The sequence below is a fragment of the Plantibacter lichenum genome, assembly GCF_050587525.1.
GTDB lineage: Bacteria > Actinomycetota > Actinomycetes > Actinomycetales > Microbacteriaceae > Plantibacter.
Genome location: NZ_JBOBFT010000009.1, coordinates 135,316 through 160,951 on the forward strand (window position 1 = coordinate 135,316; position 25,636 = coordinate 160,951).

General features: G+C 69.8%; 21 protein-coding genes. 12 read left to right on the forward strand and 9 right to left on the reverse strand.

The features are described 5' to 3' along the window. Nucleotides 1-210: 210 nt before the first annotated feature. Nucleotides 211-1,191: a GlxA family transcriptional regulator gene (locus ACQ3HB_RS13700; protein ID WP_430920622.1), complete on the reverse strand. Its 981-nt coding sequence runs from the start codon at nt 1,189-1,191 to the stop codon at nt 211-213. 199 nt (nt 1,192-1,390) lie between these two features. Here ACQ3HB_RS13700 and galE point away from each other — a divergent pair, with 199 nt between their 5' ends. The 4 genes from galE (at nt 1,391) to ACQ3HB_RS13720 (ending at nt 7,974) form a co-directional block, all read left to right on the forward strand. Beyond that, nucleotides 1,391-2,353, forward strand: coding sequence for a UDP-glucose 4-epimerase GalE (gene galE, locus ACQ3HB_RS13705; protein ID WP_430920623.1), 963 nt, complete (start codon nt 1,391-1,393; stop codon nt 2,351-2,353). 197 nt (nt 2,354-2,550) lie between these two features. Next, the gene (locus ACQ3HB_RS13710) at nt 2,551-2,871 is read left to right on the forward strand and encodes a WhiB family transcriptional regulator (protein WP_430920624.1); all 321 of its coding nucleotides are present in this window, start codon (nt 2,551-2,553) and stop codon (nt 2,869-2,871) included. A gap of 161 nt (nt 2,872-3,032) precedes the next feature. After that, entirely contained in the window at nt 3,033-6,554 is a 3,522-nt protein-coding gene (locus ACQ3HB_RS13715) for a glycosyltransferase (protein ID WP_430920625.1), read from the forward strand. Continuing rightward, on the forward strand, nt 6,544-7,974 hold the full coding sequence (locus ACQ3HB_RS13720; protein WP_430920626.1) for a DUF5719 family protein: 1,431 nt from the start codon (nt 6,544-6,546) through the stop codon (nt 7,972-7,974). Before ACQ3HB_RS13715 ends, ACQ3HB_RS13720 begins: the two co-directional genes overlap by 11 nt. A gap of 81 nt (nt 7,975-8,055) precedes the next feature. Here ACQ3HB_RS13720 and ACQ3HB_RS13725 read toward each other — a convergent pair whose 3' ends face one another. After that, nucleotides 8,056-8,493: a metallopeptidase family protein gene (locus ACQ3HB_RS13725; RefSeq protein WP_430920627.1), complete on the reverse strand. Its 438-nt coding sequence runs from the start codon at nt 8,491-8,493 to the stop codon at nt 8,056-8,058. 79 nt (nt 8,494-8,572) lie between these two features. On the opposite strand from ACQ3HB_RS13725, the gene ACQ3HB_RS13730 reads away from it, so the two are divergent. The 3 genes from ACQ3HB_RS13730 to ahcY all read left to right on the forward strand — a co-directional run bounded on the left by ACQ3HB_RS13730 (nt 8,573) and on the right by ahcY (nt 11,796). Then, on the forward strand, nt 8,573-8,782 hold the full coding sequence (locus tag ACQ3HB_RS13730) for a DUF3499 family protein (RefSeq protein ID WP_430920682.1): 210 nt from the start codon (nt 8,573-8,575) through the stop codon (nt 8,780-8,782). Continuing rightward, nucleotides 8,779-10,218: a phosphomannomutase/phosphoglucomutase gene (locus ACQ3HB_RS13735; protein ID WP_430920628.1), complete on the forward strand. Its 1,440-nt coding sequence runs from the start codon at nt 8,779-8,781 to the stop codon at nt 10,216-10,218. The genes ACQ3HB_RS13730 and ACQ3HB_RS13735 overlap by 4 nt, the downstream gene beginning before the upstream one ends. Before the next feature lie 96 nt (nt 10,219-10,314). Further along, a complete protein-coding gene (gene ahcY, locus ACQ3HB_RS13740; protein ID WP_430920629.1) occupies nt 10,315-11,796 on the forward strand; it encodes an adenosylhomocysteinase in 1,482 nt (493 codons plus the stop codon). A 196-nt stretch (nt 11,797-11,992) separates the two neighbouring features. On the opposite strand, the gene ACQ3HB_RS13745 is transcribed toward ahcY, so the two are convergent. After that, nucleotides 11,993-12,847: an RDD family protein gene (locus ACQ3HB_RS13745; protein ID WP_430920630.1), complete on the reverse strand. Its 855-nt coding sequence runs from the start codon at nt 12,845-12,847 to the stop codon at nt 11,993-11,995. A 17-nt stretch (nt 12,848-12,864) separates the two neighbouring features. Between ACQ3HB_RS13745 and ACQ3HB_RS13750 the strand changes: the two genes are divergently transcribed. Next, nucleotides 12,865-13,860: a stage II sporulation protein M gene (locus tag ACQ3HB_RS13750; protein ID WP_430920631.1), complete on the forward strand. Its 996-nt coding sequence runs from the start codon at nt 12,865-12,867 to the stop codon at nt 13,858-13,860. 65 nt (nt 13,861-13,925) lie between these two features. On the opposite strand, the gene ACQ3HB_RS13755 is transcribed toward ACQ3HB_RS13750, so the two are convergent. Further along, nucleotides 13,926-14,327: a DUF5997 family protein gene (locus tag ACQ3HB_RS13755; RefSeq protein ID WP_430920632.1), complete on the reverse strand. Its 402-nt coding sequence runs from the start codon at nt 14,325-14,327 to the stop codon at nt 13,926-13,928. Between the two features lie 92 nt (nt 14,328-14,419). On the opposite strand from ACQ3HB_RS13755, the gene ACQ3HB_RS13760 reads away from it, so the two are divergent. Continuing rightward, entirely contained in the window at nt 14,420-15,451 is a 1,032-nt protein-coding gene (locus ACQ3HB_RS13760) for a LysR family substrate-binding domain-containing protein (RefSeq protein ID WP_430920633.1), read from the forward strand. Nucleotides 15,452-15,597: 146 nt separating this feature from the next. On the opposite strand, the gene ACQ3HB_RS13765 is transcribed toward ACQ3HB_RS13760, so the two are convergent. Genes ACQ3HB_RS13765 through ACQ3HB_RS13785 form a run of 5 tightly spaced genes read right to left on the reverse strand, consistent with a single transcriptional unit; the run spans nt 15,598 to nt 21,258 of the window. After that, a complete protein-coding gene (locus ACQ3HB_RS13765) occupies nt 15,598-16,905 on the reverse strand; it encodes a DUF58 domain-containing protein (RefSeq protein ID WP_430920634.1) in 1,308 nt (435 codons plus the stop codon). Further along, nucleotides 16,906-17,877 (reverse strand): AAA family ATPase, encoded by a 972-nt coding sequence (locus ACQ3HB_RS13770; RefSeq protein WP_430920635.1) that lies wholly within the window; start codon nt 17,875-17,877, stop codon nt 16,906-16,908. It abuts the gene before it with no gap. After that, nucleotides 17,874-19,169, reverse strand: a complete 1,296-nt coding sequence (locus tag ACQ3HB_RS13775) for a DUF4350 domain-containing protein (RefSeq protein ID WP_430920636.1) — start codon at nt 19,167-19,169, stop codon at nt 17,874-17,876. The genes ACQ3HB_RS13770 and ACQ3HB_RS13775 overlap by 4 nt, the downstream gene beginning before the upstream one ends. Next, entirely contained in the window at nt 19,166-19,840 is a 675-nt protein-coding gene (locus ACQ3HB_RS13780; protein ID WP_430920637.1) for a DUF4129 domain-containing protein, read from the reverse strand. Before ACQ3HB_RS13780 ends, ACQ3HB_RS13775 begins: the two co-directional genes overlap by 4 nt. Then, nucleotides 19,837-21,258 (reverse strand): DUF7847 domain-containing protein, encoded by a 1,422-nt coding sequence (locus ACQ3HB_RS13785; protein ID WP_430920638.1) that lies wholly within the window; start codon nt 21,256-21,258, stop codon nt 19,837-19,839. Before ACQ3HB_RS13785 ends, ACQ3HB_RS13780 begins: the two co-directional genes overlap by 4 nt. Nucleotides 21,259-21,419: 161 nt before the next feature. Between ACQ3HB_RS13785 and mtrA the strand changes: the two genes are divergently transcribed. From mtrA to ACQ3HB_RS13800, 3 genes are read left to right on the forward strand one after another with little or no spacing between them, the layout of a single operon-like run. Next, nucleotides 21,420-22,103 (forward strand): MtrAB system response regulator MtrA, encoded by a 684-nt coding sequence (mtrA, locus tag ACQ3HB_RS13790; protein WP_430920639.1) that lies wholly within the window; start codon nt 21,420-21,422, stop codon nt 22,101-22,103. Between the two features lie 9 nt (nt 22,104-22,112). Further along, nucleotides 22,113-23,858, forward strand: a complete 1,746-nt coding sequence (mtrB, locus tag ACQ3HB_RS13795; protein WP_430920640.1) for an MtrAB system histidine kinase MtrB — start codon at nt 22,113-22,115, stop codon at nt 23,856-23,858. Next, a complete protein-coding gene (locus ACQ3HB_RS13800; RefSeq protein ID WP_430920641.1) occupies nt 23,851-25,560 on the forward strand; it encodes an LpqB family beta-propeller domain-containing protein in 1,710 nt (569 codons plus the stop codon). The genes mtrB and ACQ3HB_RS13800 overlap by 8 nt, the downstream gene beginning before the upstream one ends. The last annotated feature ends 76 nt before the right edge of the window (nt 25,561-25,636 follow it).

Genomic DNA, 25,636 nt, shown 5'->3' on the forward strand with positions numbered 1-25,636 from the left:
ACAACTCCTTCAATTCGACGACTCCGGCACCCTCGGCCCCCGGAATTCCGGGATGTCCGGTTCTGCGGAGCGCACATCGAAGGAGTTGTGCTCGATGGTTCGATTGTTGAGGAACTGCACTTCGACAGGCTCAGTGACCGGGGTCGGCCCAGTGACCGGGGTGGGCACTTCGACAGGCTCAGTGACCGGTGAGTTGGCTCGGCGACCGGGTCACGCGGTCGTGCGGAGCCCGAAGCTGCGGCGGTAGGCGACAGGCGTCGTCCCGAGCACCTTGTCGAAGTGGTGCCTGAGGACGGCGGCGGTCCCGAAACCCGACTCGGCCGCGATCTGATCGATGCCGCGCTCGGTCTGCTCGAGGAGTTCCTGCGCGCGGATGAGGCGCTGCCGGTTGAGCCACGCGGCCGGCGTGCTTCCGAGTTCGGCCCGGAACCGCCTCGCGAACGTGCGCTCGGACATGTGCGCCTGCCTGGCGAGCATCGTGACCGTGAGGTCGTCGGCGAGGTGGTCGAGCATCCAGTCGACGATCCCGGCGAGCGAGTCGCCCTGCTCCTGCGGCACGGGGGAGAGGATGTACTGCGCCTGACCACCCTCGCGCTGCGGCGGTACGACCATGCGCCTCGCGATGACGTTCGCGGCGGCAGCGCCGTGCTCGCGGCGCACGAGGTGCAGGCACGCGTCGATCCCCGCGGCCGTCCCCGCACCCGTGATGACCTTGCGATCCTCGATGAAGAGGACGTTCGGGTCCACCGTCGTCTGAGGGAAGAGCCGCTGCTGCTCGTCCGTGTACATCCAGTGGGTGGTGCTGCGCCGGCCGTCGAGGAGGCCGGCGTGCCCGAGCGCGAAGGAGCCGCTGCAGACGCTGAGGATCCAGGCGCCTCTCGCTTCGGCGGCGCGCAACACCTCGATGTAGGCGGGGTCGAGGATCGCGTCCCGTCCACCGCCGCGACCCGTGACGGCGACGAGGTCGGCTTCCGCCGCGAAGGACAGGTCGTTCTCGACGATCATGTCGAAGCCCCGGCTGCCGTCGCTGCTGAGGTTCATGCGCACGGGGCCCGGCGTCTTGGTGACGAGTCGGAGGTCGAACGTCGGTCCGCCGTGTTCGGACCGGTCGATGCCGAACACCTCGCACACGACGCTGAACTCGAACGGTTGCAGACCGGGTATGGCGAGCAGTGCCACTTTCTCGAGCACGGGTCCTCCTGGAAACGGATTGGCGGGATGCTGCGGTACAGATACATTCTGCCATGTCCCGTCAAGGGGGCGGCCGGCCGCTACTCTGGTGAACGTCGTCGTCTGTCGTCGACGCCCACGATCCCTTCGGATCAGATCGAGCCCATCGATCGGATCCCCTCGGATCCCCTCGACTCCCACCGACCCTGGAGGATGCACTGTGACCTGGCTAGTGACCGGAGGCGCCGGCTACATCGGCGCCCACGTGGTGCGTTCCTTCGTCGCGGAGGGCATCGGCGTCGTGGTGCTCGACGACCTGTCGACCGGCCAGGAGCGCTTCATCCCGGCCGGCGTCCCGCTCGTCCGCGGCAGCATCCTCGACGGCGCGCTCCTCGAGCGCACCTTCGCCGACCACGACATCACGGGCGTCGTCCACGTGGCCGGCTACAAGTACGCGGGCGTCTCCGTCCAGCGACCGCTCCACACCTACGCGCAGAACGTGACGGGAACGGCGATGCTGCTCGCAGCGATGCAGGAGGCGGGCGTCTCCCGCATCGTCTTCTCCTCGAGCGCCGCGGTCTACGGCACGACGGACGTCGACATCGTGACCGAGGACACCCCGAAGTCGCCGGAGTCCCCGTACGGGGAGTCCAAGCTCATCGGCGAGTGGCTCCTGCGCGACCAGGGTGTCGCCGCGGGCCTCGCGCACACCTCGCTCCGGTACTTCAACGTCGTCGGATCCGGCACGCCGGACGTGTACGACGTGAGCCCGCACAACCTCTTCCCCCTCGTCTTCGACGCGCTGCTCGCCGGTCGCACGCCTCGCATCAACGGCGACGACTACCCCACGCCCGACGGCACGTGCGTCCGCGACTACATCCACGTCGCCGATCTCGCCGAGGCGCACGTCGCGGCGGCCAAGCGGCTCGAGCGTGGTGAGGCGGTCGAGGCCGCGTACAACCTGGGCAGTGGCAACGGCTCCTCGGTTGGTGAGATCATGACGACCGTGGCCGAGGTCACGGGGATGGCGTTCACGCCGGAGATCATGCCGAGACGTGCCGGTGACCCGGCGCGCATCGTCGCTTCCGGGGCGCTCGCGGCACGCGATCTCGGGTGGGAGATGCGCCATGATCTGCGTCAGATGGTCGAGAGCGCCTGGGAAGCCAGGCAGACAGCCGACTGAGCGCCCGCTGATCGTGGCCTGATCGTCGGCTGACCGCCGCCTCCACCCACACCCAGTTCAGGTGACACCCGGCGCGTCGCGAACCCTCAATTCTTTCTTGAGGCTTTACGATATGCGACTTGACTCCGGGCTAATGACAACGGTGTAATTATGTATCGCGCCGCGTGGCGCGGGGTACGAATTGGTGGGGAGACGGTATGGCTATTCCTGAATATCGTTCTGGGGTACCTGAAGACTGGTTCGTCGATCCGGTCAAGCTGGGCGTCCCAGGCGTCAGACAGCCCGTCGACGAAGAGAACCAACTCGCCTGGCAGACCGATGCGTTGTGCGCCCAGACGGATCCGGAGGCCTTCTTTCCGGAGAAGGGCGGATCCACTCGGGATGCGAAGCGCATCTGCACGACCTGCGACGTCCGCGCACAATGCCTCGAGTACGCACTCCAGAATGACGAACGTTTCGGCATCTGGGGCGGACTCTCGGAGCGTGAACGACGCAAGCTGCGCAAGCGCGCAGTCTGAACCCGCAGCAGTCAGGCAGGTTCCTCCGACTTCGATGTCGATGATGTGAGCGGTCGTCGCCCGTGTGAACGGGCGATGCCCGCGATCATTCCACGTGACCAGTTCAGGGGCACGCCGCGTCGCTCCCGGCGTCTGCCGATGACCGACCTAGGCTGATTCCGATGTCTCCCCGAGTTACGGCGATCCTCGTGGTGCGCGACGGCACTGAGTCCGTCGCCCGCACGCTGGAAGCCCTCAGCGCCCAGACCCGTCCAGCGGACGGGATCGTCGCTGTCGCCTGCCGCAGCAGCGATTCGACGCTCGCGCTCCTGAAAGCGCACCCGTCCCTCAAGATCGTGCAGATCTCCGAGGAGCTCCCGTTCGGCCAGGCCGTCGCCGCAGGCGTGCGCGTGACAGAGCAGCCGAACGACCCCGGCCAGATGCTGTGGCTGCTGTCGGAGGACTCCGCCCCGGAGCCGGAGGCGCTCGCCGCCCTCCTCGGTGCGCTCGAGGTCTCTCCGTCCGTCGCCGTCGCCGGCCCGAAGGTCCTCGACTGGGACGACCCCACCTTCCTGCGCCGCTACGGCGAGACCATCACGACGCTCGGAGCCGCGGTCCCCTTCGTCGAGGACGAACTCGACCAGGCGCAGCACGACACCGTCAACGACGTCATGGCCGTCGGCCCCACGGGCATGCTCGTGCGCCACCAGGTCTGGGATCAGCTCGGCGGTTTCGATCCCGCACTGGTCGCCGATGACGCACTCGACTTCTGCATCCGTGCCCGGCTCGCCGGCTACCTCGTCACGGTCGTGCCCGGTGCGCGCGTGGCATCGGCCGGCACCGGCATCTCCGGCCCGTCGTGGTCGAACAAGATCGGTCCGCGTCGCCGGAGGCACCGTCAGGCGCGCGCGGCCCAGCTGCACCGACGCCTCGTCTACGCGCCAAGCATTCTCGTCGTCATCCACTGGCTGAGCCTCGTCCCGCTCGCGATCGCTCGGGTGATCGGGCACTTCGTCAAGAAGCAGCCGGAGCTCGTGCTCGGCGAACTCGGAGCCGCGTTCAGCGTCGCCTTCTCCGGCATGAAGGTGGGGAATGCGCGCCGACAGCTCGCCGCGCAGCGCCGTCTCGGCTGGTCGAGCATCTCCGGCCTCCGGATGAAACTCGACGAGGTGCGTCGTCAGCGTGCCCTCAAGCGAGAAGCGGCCCAGATCGGCGTCGTCGGTGAGGAGCGCGATCTGCGCTTCTTCTCCGGTGGCGGCGCGTGGGTCGTGCTCGGTGCGGCCGCAGTCGGTGCCGGCATCCTCGCGCCGCTCCTCGGCGCACAGTTCATCTCCGGCGGAGGACTCCTGCCCCTGTCGACCACCGTCGGCGAGCTCTGGCACCAGGTCGGGTTCGGCTGGCGCGACATCGGTCTCGGCTTCGTGGGCGCTGCCGACCCGTTCGCGGCGGTCCTCGCGGTCCTCGGCTCCATCACCTTCTGGGAGCCGTCGTTCAGTCTCGTGCTCCTCTTCCTCCTCGCTCTGCCGCTCTCGGCGCTCGGCGCCTGGTTCGCGGCGACGCGGATCACGGAGCGCAGCGGGCTGCGGGCGGTCGCGGCCATCCTCTGGACGCTCGCACCGACGCTCCTGAGCGCACTCGCTGACGGTCGTCCGGCCGGTGTCCTCGTGCACGTGCTGCTCCCGTGGCTCTTCTTCGCCGGGTTCTCCGCCGCGCGCTCCTGGGCGGCCGCTGGCGCGAGCGCCCTGCTGCTCGCCGCCATCGCAGCGAGCTCCCCATCGCTCATCCCAGCGCTCGTCCTGCTGTGGATCGTCGCCGCGGCGTTCGCCGGACGAGGCGTCGCCCGGGTCCTGCTCGTCCCGATCCCCGCCCTCGCCCTCTTCGCTCCGCTCATCTGGCAGCAGGGCATCCACCGCGGCAACTGGTTCGGCCTCCTCGCCGATCCGGGCGCGGTCGTGCCAGGCGTCGCCGCTTCCGGCTGGCAGCAGGCCCTCGGCTTCCCGCTCGGTCACCTCGGCGGCTGGAGCCAGATCGCCGCAGCGCTCGGCCTGCCCGGCCTGTCGCCCGTCATCGCCGTCCCCGCGCTCCTGGCCCCGATCGCGATCGTGGCACTGTTCGCCCTCTTCCGCCCCGGCACCGCCCGTGCGGTCTTCCTCCTCTTCGCGGCGTTCCTCGGCCTCGTGACCGCGGTCGCCGCGAGCCACCTCTACCTGGCCTCGACGGGCGGCCAGACGGCTCCCGTCTGGACCGGTGCGGCGATCAGCCTCTACTGGCTCGGCATCGTGGGCGCCGCCGTCCGCGGCCTCGACGGCATCAAGCGAGGCGCCGCCATCCCCGCGCTCGTCATCGTGCTCGCGACCGCCGTCGTCGCGGTTCCGCTCGCCATCGCGCAGCCGCTCGGCACCGCCGTCGTCGAGGAGAGCAACGGACGTCTGCTCCCCGCGTACGTCACGGCGGCGACCGAGTCCGATCCGCGACTCGGCACGCTCATCATCACTCCGCAGGACGACGGTTCGATCGCTGCGATCGTCGTGCGCGGTTCCGGTGAGACCCTCGAGGAGCAGTCGACGCTCGCGTCCACTGCGCGGGGCACCTCCGGCGACGACCGCATCATCGCGACGCTCGCCGGCAACCTCGCGTCCCAGAGCGGGCTCGACCCGACCAAGACGCTGCAGGCCCAGGGCATCGCCTTCGTCCTGCTGTCCCCGGTGAAGGAGAACGCGAACTCGACCACGGCCGCGGCGACCACGCTGCGGGCCGCGACGGCGCTCGACTCGAACCCGGCCCTCATCTCCGTTGGCGAGACGCAGACGGGGACGCTCTGGCGCGCCGTGGCCGATGTCGGCACCGGACCCGCGATCCCCAAGCAGACCGTCGTCGGCACCCTCGTCGCCGTCGGCCTCGGTGTGGTCTTCCTCATCGTCATCCTGCTGAGCGTGCCGACCGGGGCCTCCCGAGACGGCTACCGCGTCGGATCGCGCAAGCCGGTCAAAGCCAAGGGGCGCACGGGCAAGAAGACCGCAGTGGCCGCTTCCGGCGCCGATGCCGAGACCGATGTCGATGCCACCGACGATGCCGCCGCCGACGCGCCGACGGCCGCGGAGGACTCCGATGCGACAGGCGACGCCGAGACCGACGACGCCGTCTCGACGGCGACCGCTGCCGAGACGCCTGCGACGACGACTGCGACACCGGCCGCCAAGCCTCGCTGGTGGCGCCGTGGTGCGGCTGCCGGTGCAGGAGGCGCCGCGGCGGTGACCTCTGCGGCAGAGGCCGCGGACACGGCTGCCGCTGGCGAATCCTCGACCACCGAGGGTGCCGTGGAGACCGGCGATTCGACGATCTCGGACGCCGTGCGGACCGGTGACTCCGGCGCATCCGCTGAATCCATCGCGACGACCGGCGCAACGGCTGCCGGGGTCTCCGACGACGCCGCGGGGGCGACGGCTGAGTCGCCGTCGGGCTCGCCCCTCCCTGACGACTCCGCCGATGAAGCGCCTGTGCCCGATGCGACCGCAGTCGGCGCCGAACCGGCCGACGAACCCGTGCGCGCACCGCTCGTCGGCGAGCTCGAGGTCGAGCCGGAGGACGTCCAACCGGAGCACGACGGCGCGATCCCATCGGACGGCGCCGAACCGGAACCGGTCGACCAGACAGACCTCGACGACCAAGCGACCCCAGGAACGGAGGCACAGCGTGCCGACTAAGCGTGGCGTGGCCATGACCTCCGGCCGGATCATCGCCGGCATCGTCGGGATCGGTGTCGCCGCCGTGACGATCGCGGCCGCCGGCCGACTCGAGCTGCCGAACCTGACGATCGAACCGCAGAGCGTGCTCGTGACGCCCGTCGCGGGCGATCAGTCCGTCGTCTGCCCCGGCCCGCTCCTCGCGCTCGCGCAGAACGCGGATGCCGCAACGGCGCTCGGTTCGTTCGGCTCTGCCGCGGTCGAGTTCGCGGGCGGCGAGACCACCCCGACGACGACCGATCTGGCGGCGCCGGACAACACCTCCGGCACCGGCGACGGCGGTCCACTGCAGGTCTCCGTGCCCGGTGGCGGTCAGAAGCCCGTGCCATTGAGCGCCGCGCAGTCGCAGTCCGCAGCCCAGGCCGAGATCGCGGGCCTCACGGCAGCGGCCTGCACCCCCGCGTCCGGCGAGTCGTGGCTCGTCGGCGGGTCGAGCGATGTCGGCCGCACGACGCTCATCCTCCTCAGCAACCCCTCAGCCGTCGACGCGAACGTCACGCTCGACGTCTACGGCTCCACCGGTCTGCTCGAGGCGCCTGGCGCGAGCGGCATCGTCGTCCCGCCTGGAACGCAGAAGGTCGTGACGCTCACGGGCCTCGCGCCCAACGAGGTCACGCCCGTCGTGCACGTCACGAGCCGCGGCGGCCAGATCGTCGCCGCACTGCAGCAGAGCACCGTGCGCGTCCTCACCCCGGGCGGCGTCGAGACGATGGGACCCACCACGGCCCCGACCACCGCACTCACGATCCCCGGTCTCGTCGTCGGCTCCGCTCCGGCTCCCGTCCCCGGTTCCGACACGTCCTCGGTCGACGATCGCGCTACGGCGCTCCGCATCCTGGCCCCCGGAACGGACGGGGCCAAGGTGTCGATCACCGCGTACAAGGAGGATGGGACCGCGGCACTCGACGCCGTCGACGTGCAGCTGACCCCCGGTGTGCCAGGTGAGGTCGCCCTGCCGAACCTGCCCATCGGCACCTACACGCTGCAGGTGACCGCCGACCACCCCGTCGTCGCGGCCGCGCGCAGCAACGTGCGCGCCGACGCAGCGGAGGACTTCGCCTGGTTCACGGCATCGGCGCCGCTGAACGACACCTTTGCGTTCTCCGTGCCAGCGGGGCCGGCAGCGGTCCTGCACCTCTTCAACAGCGGGACGAGCGATGCCGAGGTCGAGCTGAAGCCGGACACGGGTGCGGTGGTCAAGGTCACGGTCAAGGCCGATTCGGCCGGCGTCGTCCCCGTCGCTGCCGGGCAGAGCTACCAGGTGACGACGAAGGCGGGGCTGTACGGCTCGGTCAGCATGTCGGCGCCGGGCGCACTGGCATCGTTCGCAGTCAACCCGCCGAACCCGCTCGCCGCCGCCATCGAGGTCTTCCCGAAGTAGACGGCGGGGCGCCTCGATGCGATCGGGGCGCAGTCATCAGGCGCGGGCCCCGCGGCCCGAGGGCGAGCTGGGCCGTGACCCTCAGAGGAAGCGGAACCGATCGGGGCCGAGGTCCCACGGGTCCTTGCCGAGCAGTTCGGCGACGGCGCGGAACACGCAGCTCTCCACCATCATGCGCTGGTGCAGTTCGTCGTTCTGGTGCAGTTTGCTGAGCCGTTGGATCGGCAGGCGGAACAGGACGATGCTGCGCCTCGCGCGGTCGACACGCCAGCGGTCCACGCCGTCGGTTCCCGTGTTGGCGATCGGCATGGCCGCGACCTCGAAGATGACGTCGGCGAGTTCGTCCGGCCAGGAGCCTCGCAGGTAGTCCGCGGTCGTCGCGACCGTGAGGTCGAACTGGTCGACGCGGGTGGTGAGCGGCGGGAGGTCCGGGCCCACGATGATCGATCGCCCGGCTCGACCGTGTCGGGAGCGTCGTCTGGACAGCGCTTCTCGGGTCTCTTCCTCGGCTCGGGCCATGACTTCATCCTAGTTCTCGCGGCGGGGGAGACGGCTCTCGGTCGGTGCCCGGGGGTACCCTGACCGCATGGTTGACAGGATGTGCTCAAAGGTCGGGTGTTCTCGTGAACCGGTCGCAACGCTGACGTACGACTACCAGGACTCCTTGGCCGTCCTCGGGCCGCTCAGCCTCGAGAAGACGCCGCACAGCTACGATCTGTGCTTCATCCACGCGGAACGCATGAGCGCTCCGAAGGGCTGGCAGGTGGTTCGGCACACCACAGGCGGTGAGGTAGGTTATCGAGCATGAGTGCTGACCTCCCACATGGCGCAGAGCGCCTCGGCCAGATCGTCAAGGCATACGATGTGAGAGGGCTCGTCGGCACACAGCTCACCGAGGATCTGGTCGCCGCTCTCGGCGCGGGATTCGTCGATGAGTTCGGCATCCGCGGCGACCTCGTCGTCGGCCACGACATGCGCGACTCGTCGCCCGGTTTCGCCGCCGCCTTCGCCCGCGGTGCGCAGGCACGAGGCGCGAACGTCGTCTCCATCGGCCTCTGCTCCACAGACGAGACCTATTTCGCGTCGGGCCACTACAACGCGCCGGCCGCCATGTTCACGGCGAGCCACAACCCGGCCACCTACAACGGCATCAAGTTCGCGAAGGCCGGCGCCCAGGGCGTGAGCCTCGATACGGGGCTCGCCGGCATCCGTGATCGCGCCGCAGCATTCCTCGAGGGAGGGCTCACCGAGGTCGCAGAGCCCGGAACGATCCGTGAACTCGACGTCCTCGCCGCGTACGCAGGCCACCTCCGCGGGCTCGTCGACCTGTCCGGCATCCGCCCGATCCGCGTCGTCGTCGACGCCGGCAACGGCATGGGCGGGCTCACGGTCCCGGCCGTCCTCGGGACGGCTGCGGGCCTCGCCGCGCTGCCGATCGAGATCATCCCGATGTACTTCGAGCTCGACGGCTCGTTCCCCAACCACGAGGCGAACCCGCTCGACCCGAAGAACCTCGTCGACCTGCAGCGCGCGGTCGTCGAGCACGGCGCAGACCTGGGCCTCGCCTTCGACGGCGACGCGGACCGCTGCTTCGTCGTCGACGAGCGCGGCGAACCCGTGTCCCCGTCCGCCGTGACGGCCATCGTCGCCCTCCGCGAGATCGCCCGCTGGCGCGAACTCGAGCCGGGCAAGGAGGTCGTGGTCCTCCACAACCTCATCACCTCACGCATCGTCCCGGAGACGATCGAAGCGGCCGGCGCCGTCGCCGTGCGCACCAAGGTGGGCCACTCGCTCATCAAGGACGTCATGGCGGAGACCGGGGCCGTGTTCGGCGGAGAGCACAGCGCGCACTACTACTTCAAGAACTTCTGGGGCGCCGACAACGGGATGCTCGCGGCCATGCACGTGCTCGCGGAGTTCGGCCACGCCGATGCCCCGCTGTCCGAGCTCGGACGCCGCTTCTCGCCGTACTCGCAGAGCGGTGAGATCAACTCGACCGTGGACGACGTGCCGAGCGCGTTCTTCCGCATCGTCGAGGCCTTCCAGCAGCGGTCGACGTTCGACGAGCTCGACGGCCTCACTGTCATCGGCACCGTCTCGCAGGACGAACCGTTCTGGTGGTTCAGCGTGCGGTCCTCCAACACGGAACCGTTGCTCCGCTTGAACGTCGAGGCGGCGGATCGCTCCACGATGGAGCGCATCCGCGACGAGGCCCTCGCGCTCATCCGCAGCACCGAGGACTGAACAGGCGGTGCGGGCAGAACGCGGCCTGCACGCGGAACGTGCCGATCGCTCCGTTAGCACGTCCGTCGTCGCCGACTGTTCTGAGATGATGGAGCAATGAGCTCTTCTGCCGCAACCACCGCCCTGCCGTTCAAGGTCAGGGACCTGTCCCTCGCCGAGGCCGGACGCCACCAGCTGCGTCTCGCCGAGAACGAGATGCCCGGCCTCATGGCCCTCCGCGAGGAGTTCGCCGACAGCCAGCCGCTCCGCGGCGCCCGCATCGCCGGATCCCTGCACATGACCGTGCAGACCGCCGTCCTCATCGAGACGCTCGTCGCCCTCGGCGCACAGGTACGCTGGGCGAGCTGCAACATCTTCTCCACGCAGGACGAAGCGGCCGCCGCCATCGCCGTCGGTCCCACGGGAACCGTCGACAGCCCCGCCGGCGCACCCGTCTTCGCCTGGAAAGGCGAGACGCTGGAGGAGTACTGGTGGTGCACGCAGCAGATCTTCGACTGGTCTGCAGAGGCCGAAGCCGCCGGCGCCGAGTGGACCGGCCCCAACCTCATCCTCGACGATGGAGGCGACGCGACGCTCCTCGTCCACCGCGGCCGTGACGCCGAGCTCGCGGGCGCAGCCCCGGAGAACTCGGACTCCGACAGCCACGAGTACCGCGTCGTCCTCGACGTCCTGCGCGAGTCCCTCGCGACGAGTCCCGACCGCTGGACGCGCATCGCCGCCGACCTCCTCGGTGTCACCGAGGAGACGACCACTGGCGTCCACCGCCTGTACGAGCTCTTCCGCGACGGAGAACTGCTCTTCCCGGCCATCAACGTCAACGACTCGGTCACGAAGAGCAAGTTCGACAACAAGTACGGCATCCGCCACTCGCTGCCTGACGGCCTCAACCGGGCGACCGACGTCCTCATCGGCGGCAAGATCGTCTTCGTCGCCGGGTACGGCGATGTCGGCAAGGGCGCGGCGGAGGCGCTGCGCGGTCAGGGCGCTCGTGTCATCGTGTCCGAGGTCGACCCGATCTGCGCGCTCCAGGCCGCGATGGACGGCTTCCAGGTCGCCACGCTCGAGAGCGTCGCCGACCAGGTCGACATCATCGTCACCTGCACGGGCAACTTCAACGTCGTCACGCTCGACCACATCCTCGCGCTCAAGCACCTCGCGATCGTCTCGAACGTCGGCCACTTCGACAACGAGATCGACATGGCCTCGCTCGAAGCGCTCGAGGGCGCAGTGAAGGTCGAGATCAAGCCGCAGGTCCACGAGTGGCGCCTGCCGAACGGCCGCAGCGTGCTCGTGCTGAGCGAGGGTCGTCTGATGAACCTCGGCAACGCGACCGGCCACCCGTCGTTCGTGATGAGCAACTCGTTCACGAACCAGGTCCTCGCGCAGATCGAGCTGTACACGCGTACGGCCGAGTACCCCGTCGGCGTCTACGTGCTCCCGAAGCACCTCGACGAGAAGGTCGCGCGCCTCCACCTCGACGCGCTCGGCGTGAAGCTGACCACGCTCTCGGAGGAGCAGGCCGCCTACATCGGCGTTCCCGTCGAGGGCCCGTTCAAGGTGGACCAGTACCGCTACTGATCCGCTGCGCCTCAGGCTCTGGGTCGGGCTCGCCCCGCGGCGCGCCCGCTCCTGAGCGCACTGTTCACAACTCAGGACGGCCTCGGCGTGTCGCCGGGCCGGTGCGGCGTGTCGCGCACGACACGCCGCACCGCTCCTGAGTTGTGAACAGTCAGGCAGGTGTCGGGGAGCGCGAGAAGGAGCGCGAGAAGGCGGCTCAGCGGTCCGGGAAGCCGTGCGGCTGCCCGCTCAGCACGGGCTGCAGCATCGCCAACCGGCGCTGCTCCAACTGCAGCGCCGTGTACTCGCGGTTGCGGCGGACGACCGAGACGCCCGCGAGGAACAGCTCCGGCGGCGCGATGGGCAGCGGAGAGACGTAGTGCGAGACCTCGGCGGCCAGTTCGGCGGCCAGGCGCGCACGTGTCTGCTGGGTGAGCGACGGCGCCTGTTTGAGGAACTGCGTGACCCGACGTCCCAGCGCATCCGGCAGCCGGCCCACATCGGCCGTCGTCGACCAGGCGGCCAGCTGCGGCGGGATCCCGAAGACGGGCTCCACGACCCTGGGCAGGCGCTCGCGCTGGCTGTAGGTGCCCGCCAGGAGGTCGCCGAGGCGTTTCGTGCGGCCGTTGAGGAGACCCGTGATCGCCGCAACACCGCCGAAGGTCATGTAGATCTCGAAGTACCCGGTGAGCGCGCGGATGAACGCGTGCCGGAACCCGGGCGCACCGCCATCGTCCCGGACGATGCGCGCACCGACGACGAGCTTCCCGAGCGAGCGACCACGTGTGGCGATCTCCACGGCCGCCGGCAGCACCACGAACGCGACGACCGTGAGCGCGAGGACGAGTGCGGTGAAGAGCGCCTGATCCGTCGCGACGTTCGCGAGCGCCCACGAGAACAGCATAAGGACGAGGCCGATGAAGACGATCATCGACAGGACGTAGTCGATGATCGCGCCGGTCGCGCGGAGGATGAACGACGTGGGGCGGACGTCGAGGGCCACCGCTTCACCGATGACGAGGGCCGAATCATCCTCGATCGGCTCGGGAGCTGGTACCTGGGCGACGGCCATGTCTATCATCTAATCAGATGGATCTCGACGCCTACAGTGCCGCCCACCGCGAAGAGTGGGACCGACTCGACCGATTGGGTCGCCAGCGGTTCTTCACCGGACCGCAGGCCGACGAGCTCATCGACCGCTACCAATCGGGTGCGACGCAGCTCTCCGCCATCAAGACGACGGCCGGATCGACGCTCGTCGGCGACCACCTGTCCGTCTCCTTGTCCCGTGCGCGCCTCCGGTTCACGGGTGCGAGCGCCAACGTGCTCTCACTCGTCCCGCGCTTCTTCGTGCTGTCCCTGCCCGCCGCGCTCTACCGCATCCGCTGGGTGACGGCCGGCGTCGCCCTCGCGACCGTCGTCATCGCCACGCTGTACGCCGTGTGGATCGCCAGCAACCCGCAGGTGGTGGCGAACCTCGGGACCGATGCGCAGATCCGCCAGTACGTGGAGCAGGACTTCGTCGCCTACTACTCGAACAACCCCGCCGCGAGCTTCGCCGGGCAGGTGTGGACGAACAACGCCTGGATAGCGGCCCAGTGCGTCGCCTTCGGGATCACGGGCCTCTGGGTGCCGTACGTGATCCTGCAGAACGCCCAGGGCATCGGCCAGGCGGCCGGGGTGATGTTCGCCTACGGCAAGGGCGACGTCTTCTTCGAGTACATCCTCCCGCACGGGATGCTCGAGCTCACGGCCGTGTTCGTCGCCGCCGCCGCGGGACTCCGCATCTTCTGGGCGTGGATCGCACCGGGTTCGAGAACCCGCGGGCAAGCGCTCGCCGAGGACGGCCGGGCGCTCTTCACCGTCGCGATCGGCCTTGTCTTCGTCCTGTTCGTCTCCGGCCTCGTCGAAGGCTTCGTGACGCCGGCGCCGTGGCCGTGGGCAGTGAAGATGGTCATCGGCGGGGGAGTGCTCGCCGCGTTCCTGCTCTACATGTGCTGGTGGGGCGGCAAGGTGTACCGAGCGGGGCACACCGGAGACCTCGACGAGTTCGAGGCTGGAGCGCGTCGGATCGTCGCGGGCTGAGCCCGGGTCGACGTCGTGCTGTCCGCCGAGCGGATCGGTGCTGCCTGATCCCGACCGGAGCGGCGTTACTCGGCGTCTGTCGCGCGGGCGCGTCGCTCGGCGTTGCGGGCGTTGACGCGCGCGTTCTCCGCCTGCACCTCCGCGTGCGTCGCGCGCTCCTGGACGAGCCAGGCGGGGAGCGTTTTCAGGAGTTCCTGGATCTGCTCCGTCGTGAGCGCCTCGGTGATCTCGGCGCGGGCGAGGCCGGAGACGGAGACGCCGAGCTTGCGGGCGACGACGTCGCGCGGGTGCGGTCCCGTGCGACGCAGTTCGGCCAGCCACTCCGGCGGCGTCGACTGGAGTTCGAGGAACACCGCACGGGTGATCGGCTCGGTCTGGAAGGACTCGGGAGCCGCCGGCAGGTAGATGCCGAGCTTCTTGGCTGCGGTCGCCGGCTTCATGATCTGCGTGTTCGTGTTGGAGCTCATCCGGAAAGCGTACCGCGCCGCGGCGGAGGCGGCCGAACCGACCCATGGTCACTGCAGTAGTCTGGCAGGGGCGACCAGCGGGAGGACGTGCAGTGGAGACCGACGCGGATCGCGAGATCGACGACCAGCAGGACGAGCAGCAGAGCGTGCCGACCGACGACCGGTTCGACGGTGCGGGCGGCCGCGATGCGGCGGACGGGCTCACTGCAGCGGACGCCGAACCCATCGACGACGCCGAACCCATCGACGACGCCGAACCCATCGACGACGCTGAACTCGCTGAGGCGTCCGAACCCGCTGAAGAAGACGAGGACGCTCGTCCGACATTCCCCGTGGCCTACGCCAGAGGGGTCAACCCGGGCAAATGGGCCAGGATCTGGTCCGATCGGCGGCCGGACACGGCGCTCGCCCTCGTGCGAACCGATCTTGACGACCAGCGCGCGGCGCTCTTCGACGGCCGAGCCGAGGTCGGCTTCGCGAGGCTTCCCATCGATCGCGACGGCCTGCACGCCATCCAGCTCTACGAGGAGCTCCCGGTCGTCGTGTTCTCGATCGAGCACGCGCTCATGAAGCAGGACGACGTCACCGTCGCGGATCTCGCCGACGAGCAGCTGATCATGCCTCCGCTCGTCCTCGGCTGGGACGAACGCGCCGCCGAGCTCGGGTTCGTGGAAGCGGCGACCCCGCTCGCGACCGATGCGGAAGCCGCCATCGAACTCGCTGCGTCCGAGGTCGGCGTTGTCGTGGTGCCTCAGTCCGTCGCTCGGTTGCATCATCGCAAGGACGTCGAATACCGGCCGATCACGGATCTCCCCGGGGTTCCCATCGTGCTCGTGTGGCCGGTTGGTCGCGAGAGCGCGGAGATCGACGACTTCATCGGCATCGTGCGCGGTCGTACTGCGAACAGCTCGCGTCGCGGCAGTGCGACCGAGGCCGCCGACGCGGAAGCGGCCGGAGCCGCACCCGCCGTGCAGCAGCCTCAGCCGCGGAAGAAGTCGAAGCCGAAGCAGGGCACGGCGAAGGGGACGCCGGCGGGGACCAGCCGCGGCAGTCAGCTCGCCGCGCGGAAGGCCAACGGTCGGACCGACAAGGCCAAGGCGAAGGCCAAGCGCAAACGTCACTGACCCGCGCGAGGCCCACACGGCGCCCCGCTCCCGACCTCACTCTCCGCACGCTTCGGTGAGCGCACCGCGCTCGCGTGAGCGCGGGTTCGGGCAGGGGCGCGCCCACGGCATGGCAACGCACTCGCGCGAGCGCGATGCGCTCGGGGTCACAGGCGACCGGCGGCCTTGAGCGCGATGTAGCGGTCGGCGAGGGCCGGCGGGAGGTCGGCTGGGGAGCCCGTGACGACCTCGGCGCCGAGTTGGCGCAGTGCAGCCGCTACCCGTTCGATGTCGAGGAGCGATCGCTCGGCTGCCGCCGCACGGTAGACGGCCTCGCGGCTGCCGCGCGCCGAGGTGGCGTCGATCGTCGCTGGATCGGTCACGCTCGCGACGATGACCGTGTGGCGCTGCGTGAGCTGGGGGAGCACCGAGAGGAGCGCACGGGCGGCCCCCGGCGCATCGATCGAGGTCTGCAGGACGACGAGGGCGTGCTGGCTCGTGATCTGCCGCACCTGTCCCGGGATCGCGCTCCAGTCCGTTTCGATGAGTTCCGGGTCGATGACCGACATCGTGTCGACGAGGCGCGAGAGCAGCTCTGCGCCGGTCGCTCCCTGGACACGGCCTCGGACGCGGCGGTCGTAGGCGAGGTAGTCGATGCGGTCGCCGGCACGCGTCGCGAGCGCCGAGAGGAGCAGAGCGGATTCGAACGCCGTGTCGATGCGCGGCTCGTCATCGATGCGCGCTGCGGACGTGCGTCCGGTGTCGGTCACGATGACGATGCGCCGGTCGCGTTCCGGCCGCCAGGTACGGATCATCACGTCGCCGCGTCTGGCGGTGGCGCGCCAGTCGATCGATCGCACGTCGTCGCCGCGCACGTACTCGCGGAGGGAGTCGAACTCGGTGCCCTGCCCGCGCACCATGACGCTCGTGGCGCCGTCGAGTTCACGGAGGCGGGCGATGCGGCTCGGCAGATGCTTCCGCGAGGTGAACGGCGGCAGGACGCGGAGTCGGCCGGGGCAGTCGAGCGTCGCCTGCCTCGCGAGCAGTCCGAGCGGCCCGCTGGAGCGGATCGTCACCTGTTCGACGCGTCGTTCGCCGCGACGGAACGGGGTGAGCACGAGGGTGATCGACCGTCGTTCGCCGGGGGCGATCGTCACCGCGGACCGCCCGCGGGGAGCACCGGCGGACGGCTGCCAGCCGTCGCGCACGAGGCCACGCACGGTCCGGCCGCCGCGGTTCGTCAGGTACAGGACGCTCGTCGCGGGCTCGCCGAGACGCACCCGACCCGGCAGCGTCCTCGCGAGCGCCATCTGCCGGGGCGAGCCGGCGAGGGCGAGATCGATGACGGCGAGCACGAGGCACAGGGCGAGCCAGCCGAGGAACGGTGTCACGGCATCGCCCGTGAGCACGCCGAACACGACGATCGGCACCACCCCGAAGGCGATGAGTGCGACGATCCTCCCCGTGAGGGCCATTTAGATGGGCACCTGGACCTGCTGCATGATCGAGCGCAGGATCGCGTCGACCGAAACGCCTTCGAGCTCCGCTTCTGGACGGAGCTGCATGCGGTGGCGCCAGACCGGGAGGACCATCGTCTGGACGTGGTCGGGGGTGATCGACTGGTAGCCGCTCAGCCACGCCCAGGCCTTCGCGGACGCGAGGAGCGCCGTGGTCCCGCGGGGACTCACGCCGAGGCGGACCGATGGGCTGCGCCGGGTCGCGCGGGCGAGGTCGACGATGTAGGACAGCACGTCCGCGCTCGCGCCGACCTTCCCGACCTCCGCCTGCGCTGCACGGATCTCAGCCGCGCTGATGACGGGGGTGACGCCCGCCGCGGTCAGATCGCGAGGGCTGAATCCTGCAGAGTGTCGGCGGAGCACCTCGACCTCGACGTCGCGTTCAGGGACGTCGAGCACGAGCTTCAGGAGGAAGCGGTCGAGCTGTGCTTCCGGGAGCGTGTAGGTGCCCTCGTACTCGATGGGGTTCTGGGTGGCTGCGACGATGAACGGGTCCGGCAGGTGCTTGGACAATCCGTCCACGCTCACCTGACGCTCCTCCATCGCTTCGAGCAGTGCGGACTGCGTCTTCGGCGGCGTCCGGTTGATCTCGTCGGCGAGCAGGATGTTCGTGAACACCGGCCCCTGCCGGAACTCGAACTCGCCTGCCTTCGCGTCGTAGATGAGCGAGCCCGTGACATCGCCCGGCATGAGGTCGGGGGTGAACTGGACGCGCTTCGTGTCGAGGCTGAGCGCCTGGCTCAGAGCCCGCACGAGCAGGGTCTTCGCGACGCCGGGCACACCCTCGAGGAGCACGTGGCCTTTCGCGAGGAGCGCGATGACGAGCCCGGTCACGGCCGCGTCCTGCCCGACGACGGCCTTGCCGACCTCGAGCCGCACCTGGGCGAGTGTGCGGCGGAGATCGTCGGGGTGGAGGGGGCTGTCGGTCATGGAGTGGTCCTCTCGGTGAGGTCGATGGCGCTTCTGGTGGCCGCTTCGAGGTCGAGCAGTTGGTCGGACAGGGAGACGAGTTCCGCGTCGGAGCGCGGGTGGGCGTCGAGGAGGACGGCACGGACGATGCGCGGGTCGCGGCCCGTGAGGCCGGCGACGGTGGCTGCGACCTCCGGGACGCTCGCGTGCCGGGAGAGGCCGACGGCCGTGGCGAGGCGGGAGACGGTGCCGATGCGCAGGGCGTCGAGCGCGCGGCCGCGGTTGGAGGAGCGTTGGTAGAGCCTCGCGCGGCCCTCCATCGTCTCGCTCGCGCGGACGGTGACGGGCAGGTTCTCGATGACCAGGGGGCCGAAGCGGCGACCGCGCCAGATCATCGCCGCGATGGCGGTGAGGACGAGGATCCCGGTCACGGGCGTGACCCAGCCGGGCGTCAGCTCCGTCAGGCTCGGGCCGGTCTCGGCGTCCACGTCCGCGAGGGTCGGCACGTACCAGACGAGGCGGTGCGTGCCGCCGAGGAGCCCGAGTCCGAGTGCGGCGTTGCCCTGCTCGGCGAGGAACCGGTTGGTGAGGGCGTCTGCGGATCCGACGATCGTGGTCCGGCCGTCGTCGATCGACACGACGCCGGCGTTACCGTTCTCACCGGTGAAGCAGCCCTCTGCGCCGGGGACGTCGTGCGTGTAGAGCGTCCAGCCGCCCGTGACGTCCCCTGCGCGTTCCGCCACGGGGAGGCTGCAGGATGCGGGGAGCACGTCCTCCTGGGCGGTCTCGCCGCCGAAGGAGACGCCTGGGGCGAGCGTGCGGAGGGCGTCGGAGCGCGGGGTCACGACGACGAGGGCGACACCGCTGTTCTGGAGGTCGCGAAGCTTCTCGGTCGTGAGGATCCCGGACGGGTCCATGAGCAGCACGGTCGTGTCCGACGCGTCGTCCGCGGCCGAGATCGTGTCCGCGAGCGTGCCGGATTCGACGATGTCGACGCCCTGGTCGCGGAGCACCTGGGCGAGAGCACGTCCGCCGTTCGGGGTGGAGTTGCCGGCGCTCAGGAGCGTGGCGTCGATCGATGCGCCGCGCGATGCGAACATGAGCACCACGACGATCACGAGCGCGAAGACGCCTGCGGCGATCCAGAAGACGGCTCGTCTCGCGCTCGTCCGGACGGTCGGGGTGGCGGTTCGGGCGATGTCGGACGCACCGGACGAGTCGGACGCACCGGACGCACCGGACGCACCGGTCGTTCCGGTCCGCTCGCCGGGAGCGTCCGGTCGGTGCGTCGTGTCGGGGCCGGTCGTGGTCATGCCGACACCGCCTCCGGCTCCTCGAACTGAGCGGGGGACGACGCGGCGAGCGACCGGTCGAGGGCGTCGAGGTCGAGGTACTGTGCTTCCGTGCCGACCGCGCCGAGGTAGCGGACGGCGTCGAACGCGTCCGCCGCCGTGTGGAGTCTGCCCTGCTCGGCGGGGAACGATGTCGACGCCCTCGTCGCGAAGCCGTGCGCCGTCGTGCCCGGCATGACCGTGACGATCGTCCGTTCGGAGAGCCCGCGCGCCGTCGCCCGGTACAGCTCTTCGATCGCGAGCGTCCAGTCGCCGTTCGCCGCGGCGGCTCTGGCGGCCCTGCGGAGTTCGTCGGAGGTCCGGCTGTCGTTCTCGCCGAAGAGCTCCGTCTGGAGGCGGCTGCGACGGTTCAGCCGTGGAACGCCCCAGATGAGGAACGCGATGACGACGGCCACGACCACGACGATCATCACGATGACCGGGAAGAGCGAGGAGAACGGGCCGCCGTCAGGTACCCGCAGCGAGTTGATCCAGTCCCAGAAGGCCTTCGAGATGATGTCCCAGAGCGACGGCTTCGAGGTCGCGTACTCGGGCTTGGCCAGCTCTCGCTGCACGAGGTCGCGCGCGTCCGGGGCGTCGGGAACGAGCGGCACGTCGAGACGCGCGAGGTGGAGGGCTGCGATGGGGCTCATGCGGTGGGAGTGGTCCAGCCCGCGTTCCAGCCGCCGGAGCGGTTCGTCGTCGTGCGCTCGTAGGGGCTCTCCGGCGTCGGCCGGCCTGCGGCGCGGTCCTCGACGAAGCGCGTGAGATCGATGTCGAGGCCTTCCTTGCGCATCCGCAGGTCGATGTAGATGACCGAGGCGACGGAGCCCGTGATGACGATCGTCACGGCGCCGATGACGACGCTCACGAGCATGGTCAGACCCTGGCCCACGATCGTCGCGATGATCATGACCTGTTCGTCGCCCGTCCCGATGAAGAAGAACGGGACGAAGCTCGAGAGGAGGCTCACCGGCAGGACGACGACCTGCGACACGACGGAGACGACCGATGCGACGAGGAACTGGATGCCGAAGGTGCGCCAGAAGAAGCGGTCGGTGAGCTGCCACGACCGTTTGAGCGCCGGGAACACGCCACTGCGTTCGAGCACGATGATGCTCGGCGCGAGCGAGATCTTCGTCCCGATCCAGACGTACGCGGCGATGAGGACGAGGACGCCCGCGATGCCGGTCAGGACGGCGAGCACGATGCCGGCGTCGCCGAGCGTCGTGAAGGCGAAGCCGATCCCGACGAACACGGCCGCGAAGACCACGAATGCGCCGATGATGAGGAAGGTGTAGCCGACGAGGGCTCCGAACCGGCCCTTCGTGAGCTTCCAGAGCGTTCCGAGGCGCAGCTTCTCGCCCAGGGTCGCGCGTGCGACCTCCTGCGCGATGATGCCCTGCAGGAACGCGCCGCCCACGATCGAGATGGCGAGCGGGATGAGGAACGACACGATGATCGCGGCGGTCGCTCCGGCGCCGACCTGGTCCTGGTCCTCCGGCGCGGCCTGGGAGATGCGGGAGACGGCGATCCAGGTCACGAGGCCGATGATGACGACGGAGATCACGGAGGCGATGCCCTGGATGAGGAGGGCGCTGCCGAACGTCGCCTTCGGGTTGCGGCGCAGCACCTGGAAGGGCGCGGAGAAGAGGTCGCTGAAGGCCAGCGGGCGCAGCGGGATGAGACCTGGCTTGGGTGGCGGCGCCCAGCCCTGCTGCTGCGGCCCGGGAGCGAAACCGGGCTGCGCGTACGGGTTGGCGTCGTAGGCGGCGGTCGGCGCCGACGTCGGCGGGCCGTACTGCGGAGCGGGCTGCGCGTACTGGGGTTGCCCGTACTGCGGAGCGGGTTGCCCGTACTGCTGGGGAGGTTGCCCGTACTGCTGGGGAGGTTGCCCGTACTGCGGAACCGGCGGCTGCTGGTACTGCGGCGGCTGCTGCGGATACCCCTGCTGCGGCTGAGGTGCCGGTGCGGCGGGCGGAACGGGTGGTGTCGGCGTCCGCTGCCCCTCTGCACGCGCCCCGTCGTCCCCGGATCCTCCCGGAGCGCTCCAGCCATCGCCTGTGCTCACAGGTCGAACCCCCTCGCCGTCGTCGAACGCCTCCATCGTGTCACATCGGGGCCTCTCGGAGCCATGAAGCAGGGAGGTCACGGACACTTCGACTACGCTGAGCCAAGACGCACGGACACCGATCGGCAGCGCAGCCGACCGGTCACGATCGAGACGGAGCTATGGACGCACGCATCCTCGTCGTCGACGACGACACCGCACTTGCCGAGATGATCGGCATCGTGCTGCGCACTGAAGGCTTCGAACCATCGTTCTGCGCGGACGGCGCCGGGGCGCTCGCCGCGTTCCGCGACACCAAGCCGGACCTCGTCCTGCTCGACCTCATGCTCCCCGGCATCGACGGCATCGAGGTGTGCCGCCTCATCCGCCAGGAGTCCGGTGTGCCGGTCATCATGCTGACGGCGAAGTCGGACACCGCCGATGTCGTCAAGGGGCTCGAGTCGGGCGCGGACGACTACATGGTGAAGCCGTTCAACCCGAAGGAGCTCGTCGCACGCATCCGCACGCGTCTGCGGGCGCCGGCTGCCGACGTGGGCGAGTCCCTCCGCATCGGAGACCTCACGGTCGACGTCGCTGGGCACGAGGTCCGCCGGGGCGACGCCATCATCGGCCTCACCCCGCTCGAGTTCGACCTCCTGCTCGCGCTCGCGAGCAAACCGCAGCAGGTCTTCACCCGCGAGATGCTGCTCGAACAGGTCTGGGGTTACCACTACAAGGCCGACACCCGCCTCGTGAACGTCCATGTCCAGCGCCTCCGCGCGAAGGTCGAAGAGGATCCGGACAACCCCAAGATCGTGATGACGGTGCGTGGTGTGGGGTACCGCGCAGGCGCCGTCACGGGATAGGCAGCCGTCGTGGCCTCCCGGCTCGCCGGTTGGGCGCCGGACTGGAGCGACTGGCGATCGTGGCCTGGCCGCATCGCCGGGCAGTGGCGGCGGTCCTTGCAGTTCCGCACGGTCGCGATCACGGTCGGCCTCTCCGGGCTCGCCATCCTGCTGACGGGCGCGTACCTGTCGTTCAGCATCGGCAACGACCTGTTCCAATCCCGGCTGCAGCAGGCGTTGAGCGACAGCGGGCGGGCGATGACGTCGGCCCAGGGCATCCTCGACGCCTCGGACGCGACGGAACGCGTCGCGTTGCAACAGCTCATGAGCGCCGTGCGCAGCGATCTCCAGGCCACCTCCGCGAGCCGTCTCATCGCCGCGTACCGTGCGCCCGGCCAGGACTACAGTGCGGTCGCCCCGCCCGGGTTCGAAGCTCCGGGTCTGGCGGGCGGCGTGGTCAGCGAATCGTTGCGCGATGCCGTGCAGAAGAAGCCGGACGACCAGTGGTGGCAGTCGGTCACCCTCACCGCCTCCGACGGGTCGACGTCGGCCGGCATCGTCGTCGGTTCCGAGGTGACGATGCCCTCCGCCGGCTCCTACCAGGTGTACCTCGGCTACGACCTGCGCGACTCCGAGCAGACGCTCGGCTTCGTGCAGCGCACCCTCTTCCTCGCGGGCGTCGGCCTCATGCTGCTCGTCGGCGGCGCCGCGTGGCTCGTCGTGCGGTTCCTCGCGACGCCCATCCGCTCGGCCGCCGAGACGAGCCAACGCCTCGCCGACGGCAATCTCGACGTCCGCATGCCGGAGAAGGGCGAGGACGAACTGGCGACGCTCGCGCGCTCGTTCAACGGCATGGCGGACAGCATGCAGACCCAGATCAAGGAGCTCGCCGAACTCTCGCTCGTGCAGCAGCGGTTCGTCTCCGATGTCTCCCATGAGCTCCGAACGCCGCTCACGACGATCCGCCTCGCCGGCGACGTCCTCTACGACCAGCGGGACACCTTCCCGCCGGCGACCGAGCGGACGGCGGAGCTCCTCCACGATCAGGTGGGCCGCTTCGAGATCCTGCTCGCCGACCTCCTCGAGATCAGCCGCTACGACGCGGGAAGCATCGAACTCGACCTCGAACAGATCAGCCTCGTCCATCTCGCCGAGGAGGTCATCGCCGAGCTCCAGCCGCTCGCGGACCCCACCGGTTCGGACATCCGGCTCGTCGCCCCCGGCGGTTATTCGACCGTCCCGATGGACCCCCGGCGCATTCGTCGCATCGTCCGCAACCTCATCGGCAATGCGATCGAGCACGGCGAGGGCCGGCCCATCGTGGTGTCCGTCGACAGCAACGAGAGCGCCGTTGCGCTCGCCGTGCGCGACTACGGGCTGGGCATGAGCGCGGAGGCGACGGAGCGCGTCTTCGACCGGTTCTGGCGCGCTGACCCGTCGCGGAAGCGGACGATCGGCGGGACGGGGCTGGGTCTCGCGATCTCGCTCGAGGACGCGTCGCTGCACCGCGGGCGGCTCGAGGTCTGGTCGGAGCTCGGGGCCGGTTCGTCCTTCCGTCTCACGCTGCCCCGCGAAGTCGGCGGGGGCATCGTCCGATCGCCGCTCAGTCTGCCGCCGGAGGACGCGCTCGAGTCCGTCGTCGACGAACTGCGGATCCCCGAGTCCGGATCGATCACGACGATCGGGATCGAGTTCGATGAGCACGACTCCTTCCTCGACCGGATGGACCGACCGGCGAGGACCCGTCCGAAGACCCGAGGAGACGCCGATGCGTAAGTGGCGGATCGCACACCTGCTCGCGCTGCCGCTCGCCGCGGCGGTGGTGCTCACGGGATGCGTCGGCATCCCGAGGTCCGGTTCCGTCGAGGCGGGAGGCACCGTCGATTCCGGTGGAGCCGACATCGACGTCAACTTCGTCGCGCAGGGCCCCGCGGCCGGGGCGACGCCGGAGCAGATCCTCCACGGCTTCGTCGACGCCGCCGCGAGCCCCCAGAACAACTACGAGATCGCCCGAGAGTTCCTCGACTCCTCGATCCGCTCCGACTGGAACCCGGACGCCGGTGTCACGATCGACCGGACGGGCGCACGGACCTATTCGATGACGGGTGACGCCTCTGCCCAGCTCTCCGTGACCCCCGTCGCCGCGGTCGACGAGCGGGGCGAATACCGCGAGTCGGAGAACTCCGCTCAGCTCAGCTGGTCGTTCGAGTTCAAGCAGGTCAAGGGGGAGTGGCGCATCTCGAAGGCGCCGTCCGGGATCGTGCTCGAGTCCTCCGCGTTCACGGACGTCTTCGCCGCGTACTCGTTGAGCTTCTTCGATCCGAGCTTCTCGCGGCTCGTGCCGGATCAGCGGTGGTTCCCGTCGCGCGCGTCGACGGCGACGAGGATCGTCAACGCGCTCCTCGACGGCCCGAGCGAATGGTTGAAGGGCGCCGTAGCGACCGCGTTCCCGGAGGGCAGCGCACTCACGAGCGATGCCGTTCCCGTCGACGTCGGTCAGGCGAAGGTCGATCTGACGAGGCCTGCCTTGCAGGCGAACGCCGTCACGCTCCAACGGATGCAGTTGCAGCTGACGAGCAGCCTCGTGCAGCTCTCGGGCAGTGTGAGCGGTGTGGCGGCCGTGTCGAGTGTTGCGATCACGATCGACGGCAACAGCACACAACCGGTCGCGGCGCTCAGCCTCGCGACGCCGCGCGTCGACTCCCGCGCGCTCGTCCTCCGCGGCGACGAGTTCGGGTTCGCGTCGGGGACCGCGCTCGAAGCCGTGCCGGGCATCTCAGGCCCCGTCGTGGCGGCGGGCCCGAGTTCCGCGGTCCTCTCCGCCGACCACCGGCAGGCGGCGGTGCTGTCGCCCGCGGGCGTCACGGTCATCGATTCGAGCGGCGACCAGCGGGTCGTCGATGCGCGCCCCGGACTCATCCCGCCCACGATGGACCCCTACGGTTTCACCTGGACCGTCCCGGAGAACGCCCCGGCGGCCCTGCAGGCGCACGACGAGACCGGAGCGACGGTGCAGGTGGCGACGAGCTGGCCGGAGGCCTCCTCCATCGAATCTCTGCAGGTGTCGCGTGAGGGCACGAGACTCGTGGCGCTCATCCGCAACGGCACCCAGGTGCGCCTCGTCGCGGCAGCGATCATCCGAGGCGATCGGAATTCTCCCGCGAAGCTGGGCGACGTCATCGACCTCCGCAGCATGACGGGTGATCCGATCAGCGTGACGTGGGTCGACGATCTGACGGTCGCCGCACTCGTCGCCGACGGGAACGGCGATACGACGATGGTCAGCCAACAGGTGGGTGGCAAGTCGACGCCCATCACGCCGTTGGACGACGTGGTCGGACTCGTGGGCGGCAACGGCGCGAACCAGTTGCGCGCCCTCACGGGCGACGGCAAGGTCATGCTGCCGCGCGGCTCAGCGTGGCAGGTCGCGGATCAGGGCGTGCGGTTCATCGCGACGCAACTCGGCTCGCCGGACTGAGCCCTCGGCCCGCTGGACGCGGCCGTCCGGCGCGAGTCGTCGGCTCCTCCACAGCTGGTCTCGGTGCGGGTGATCG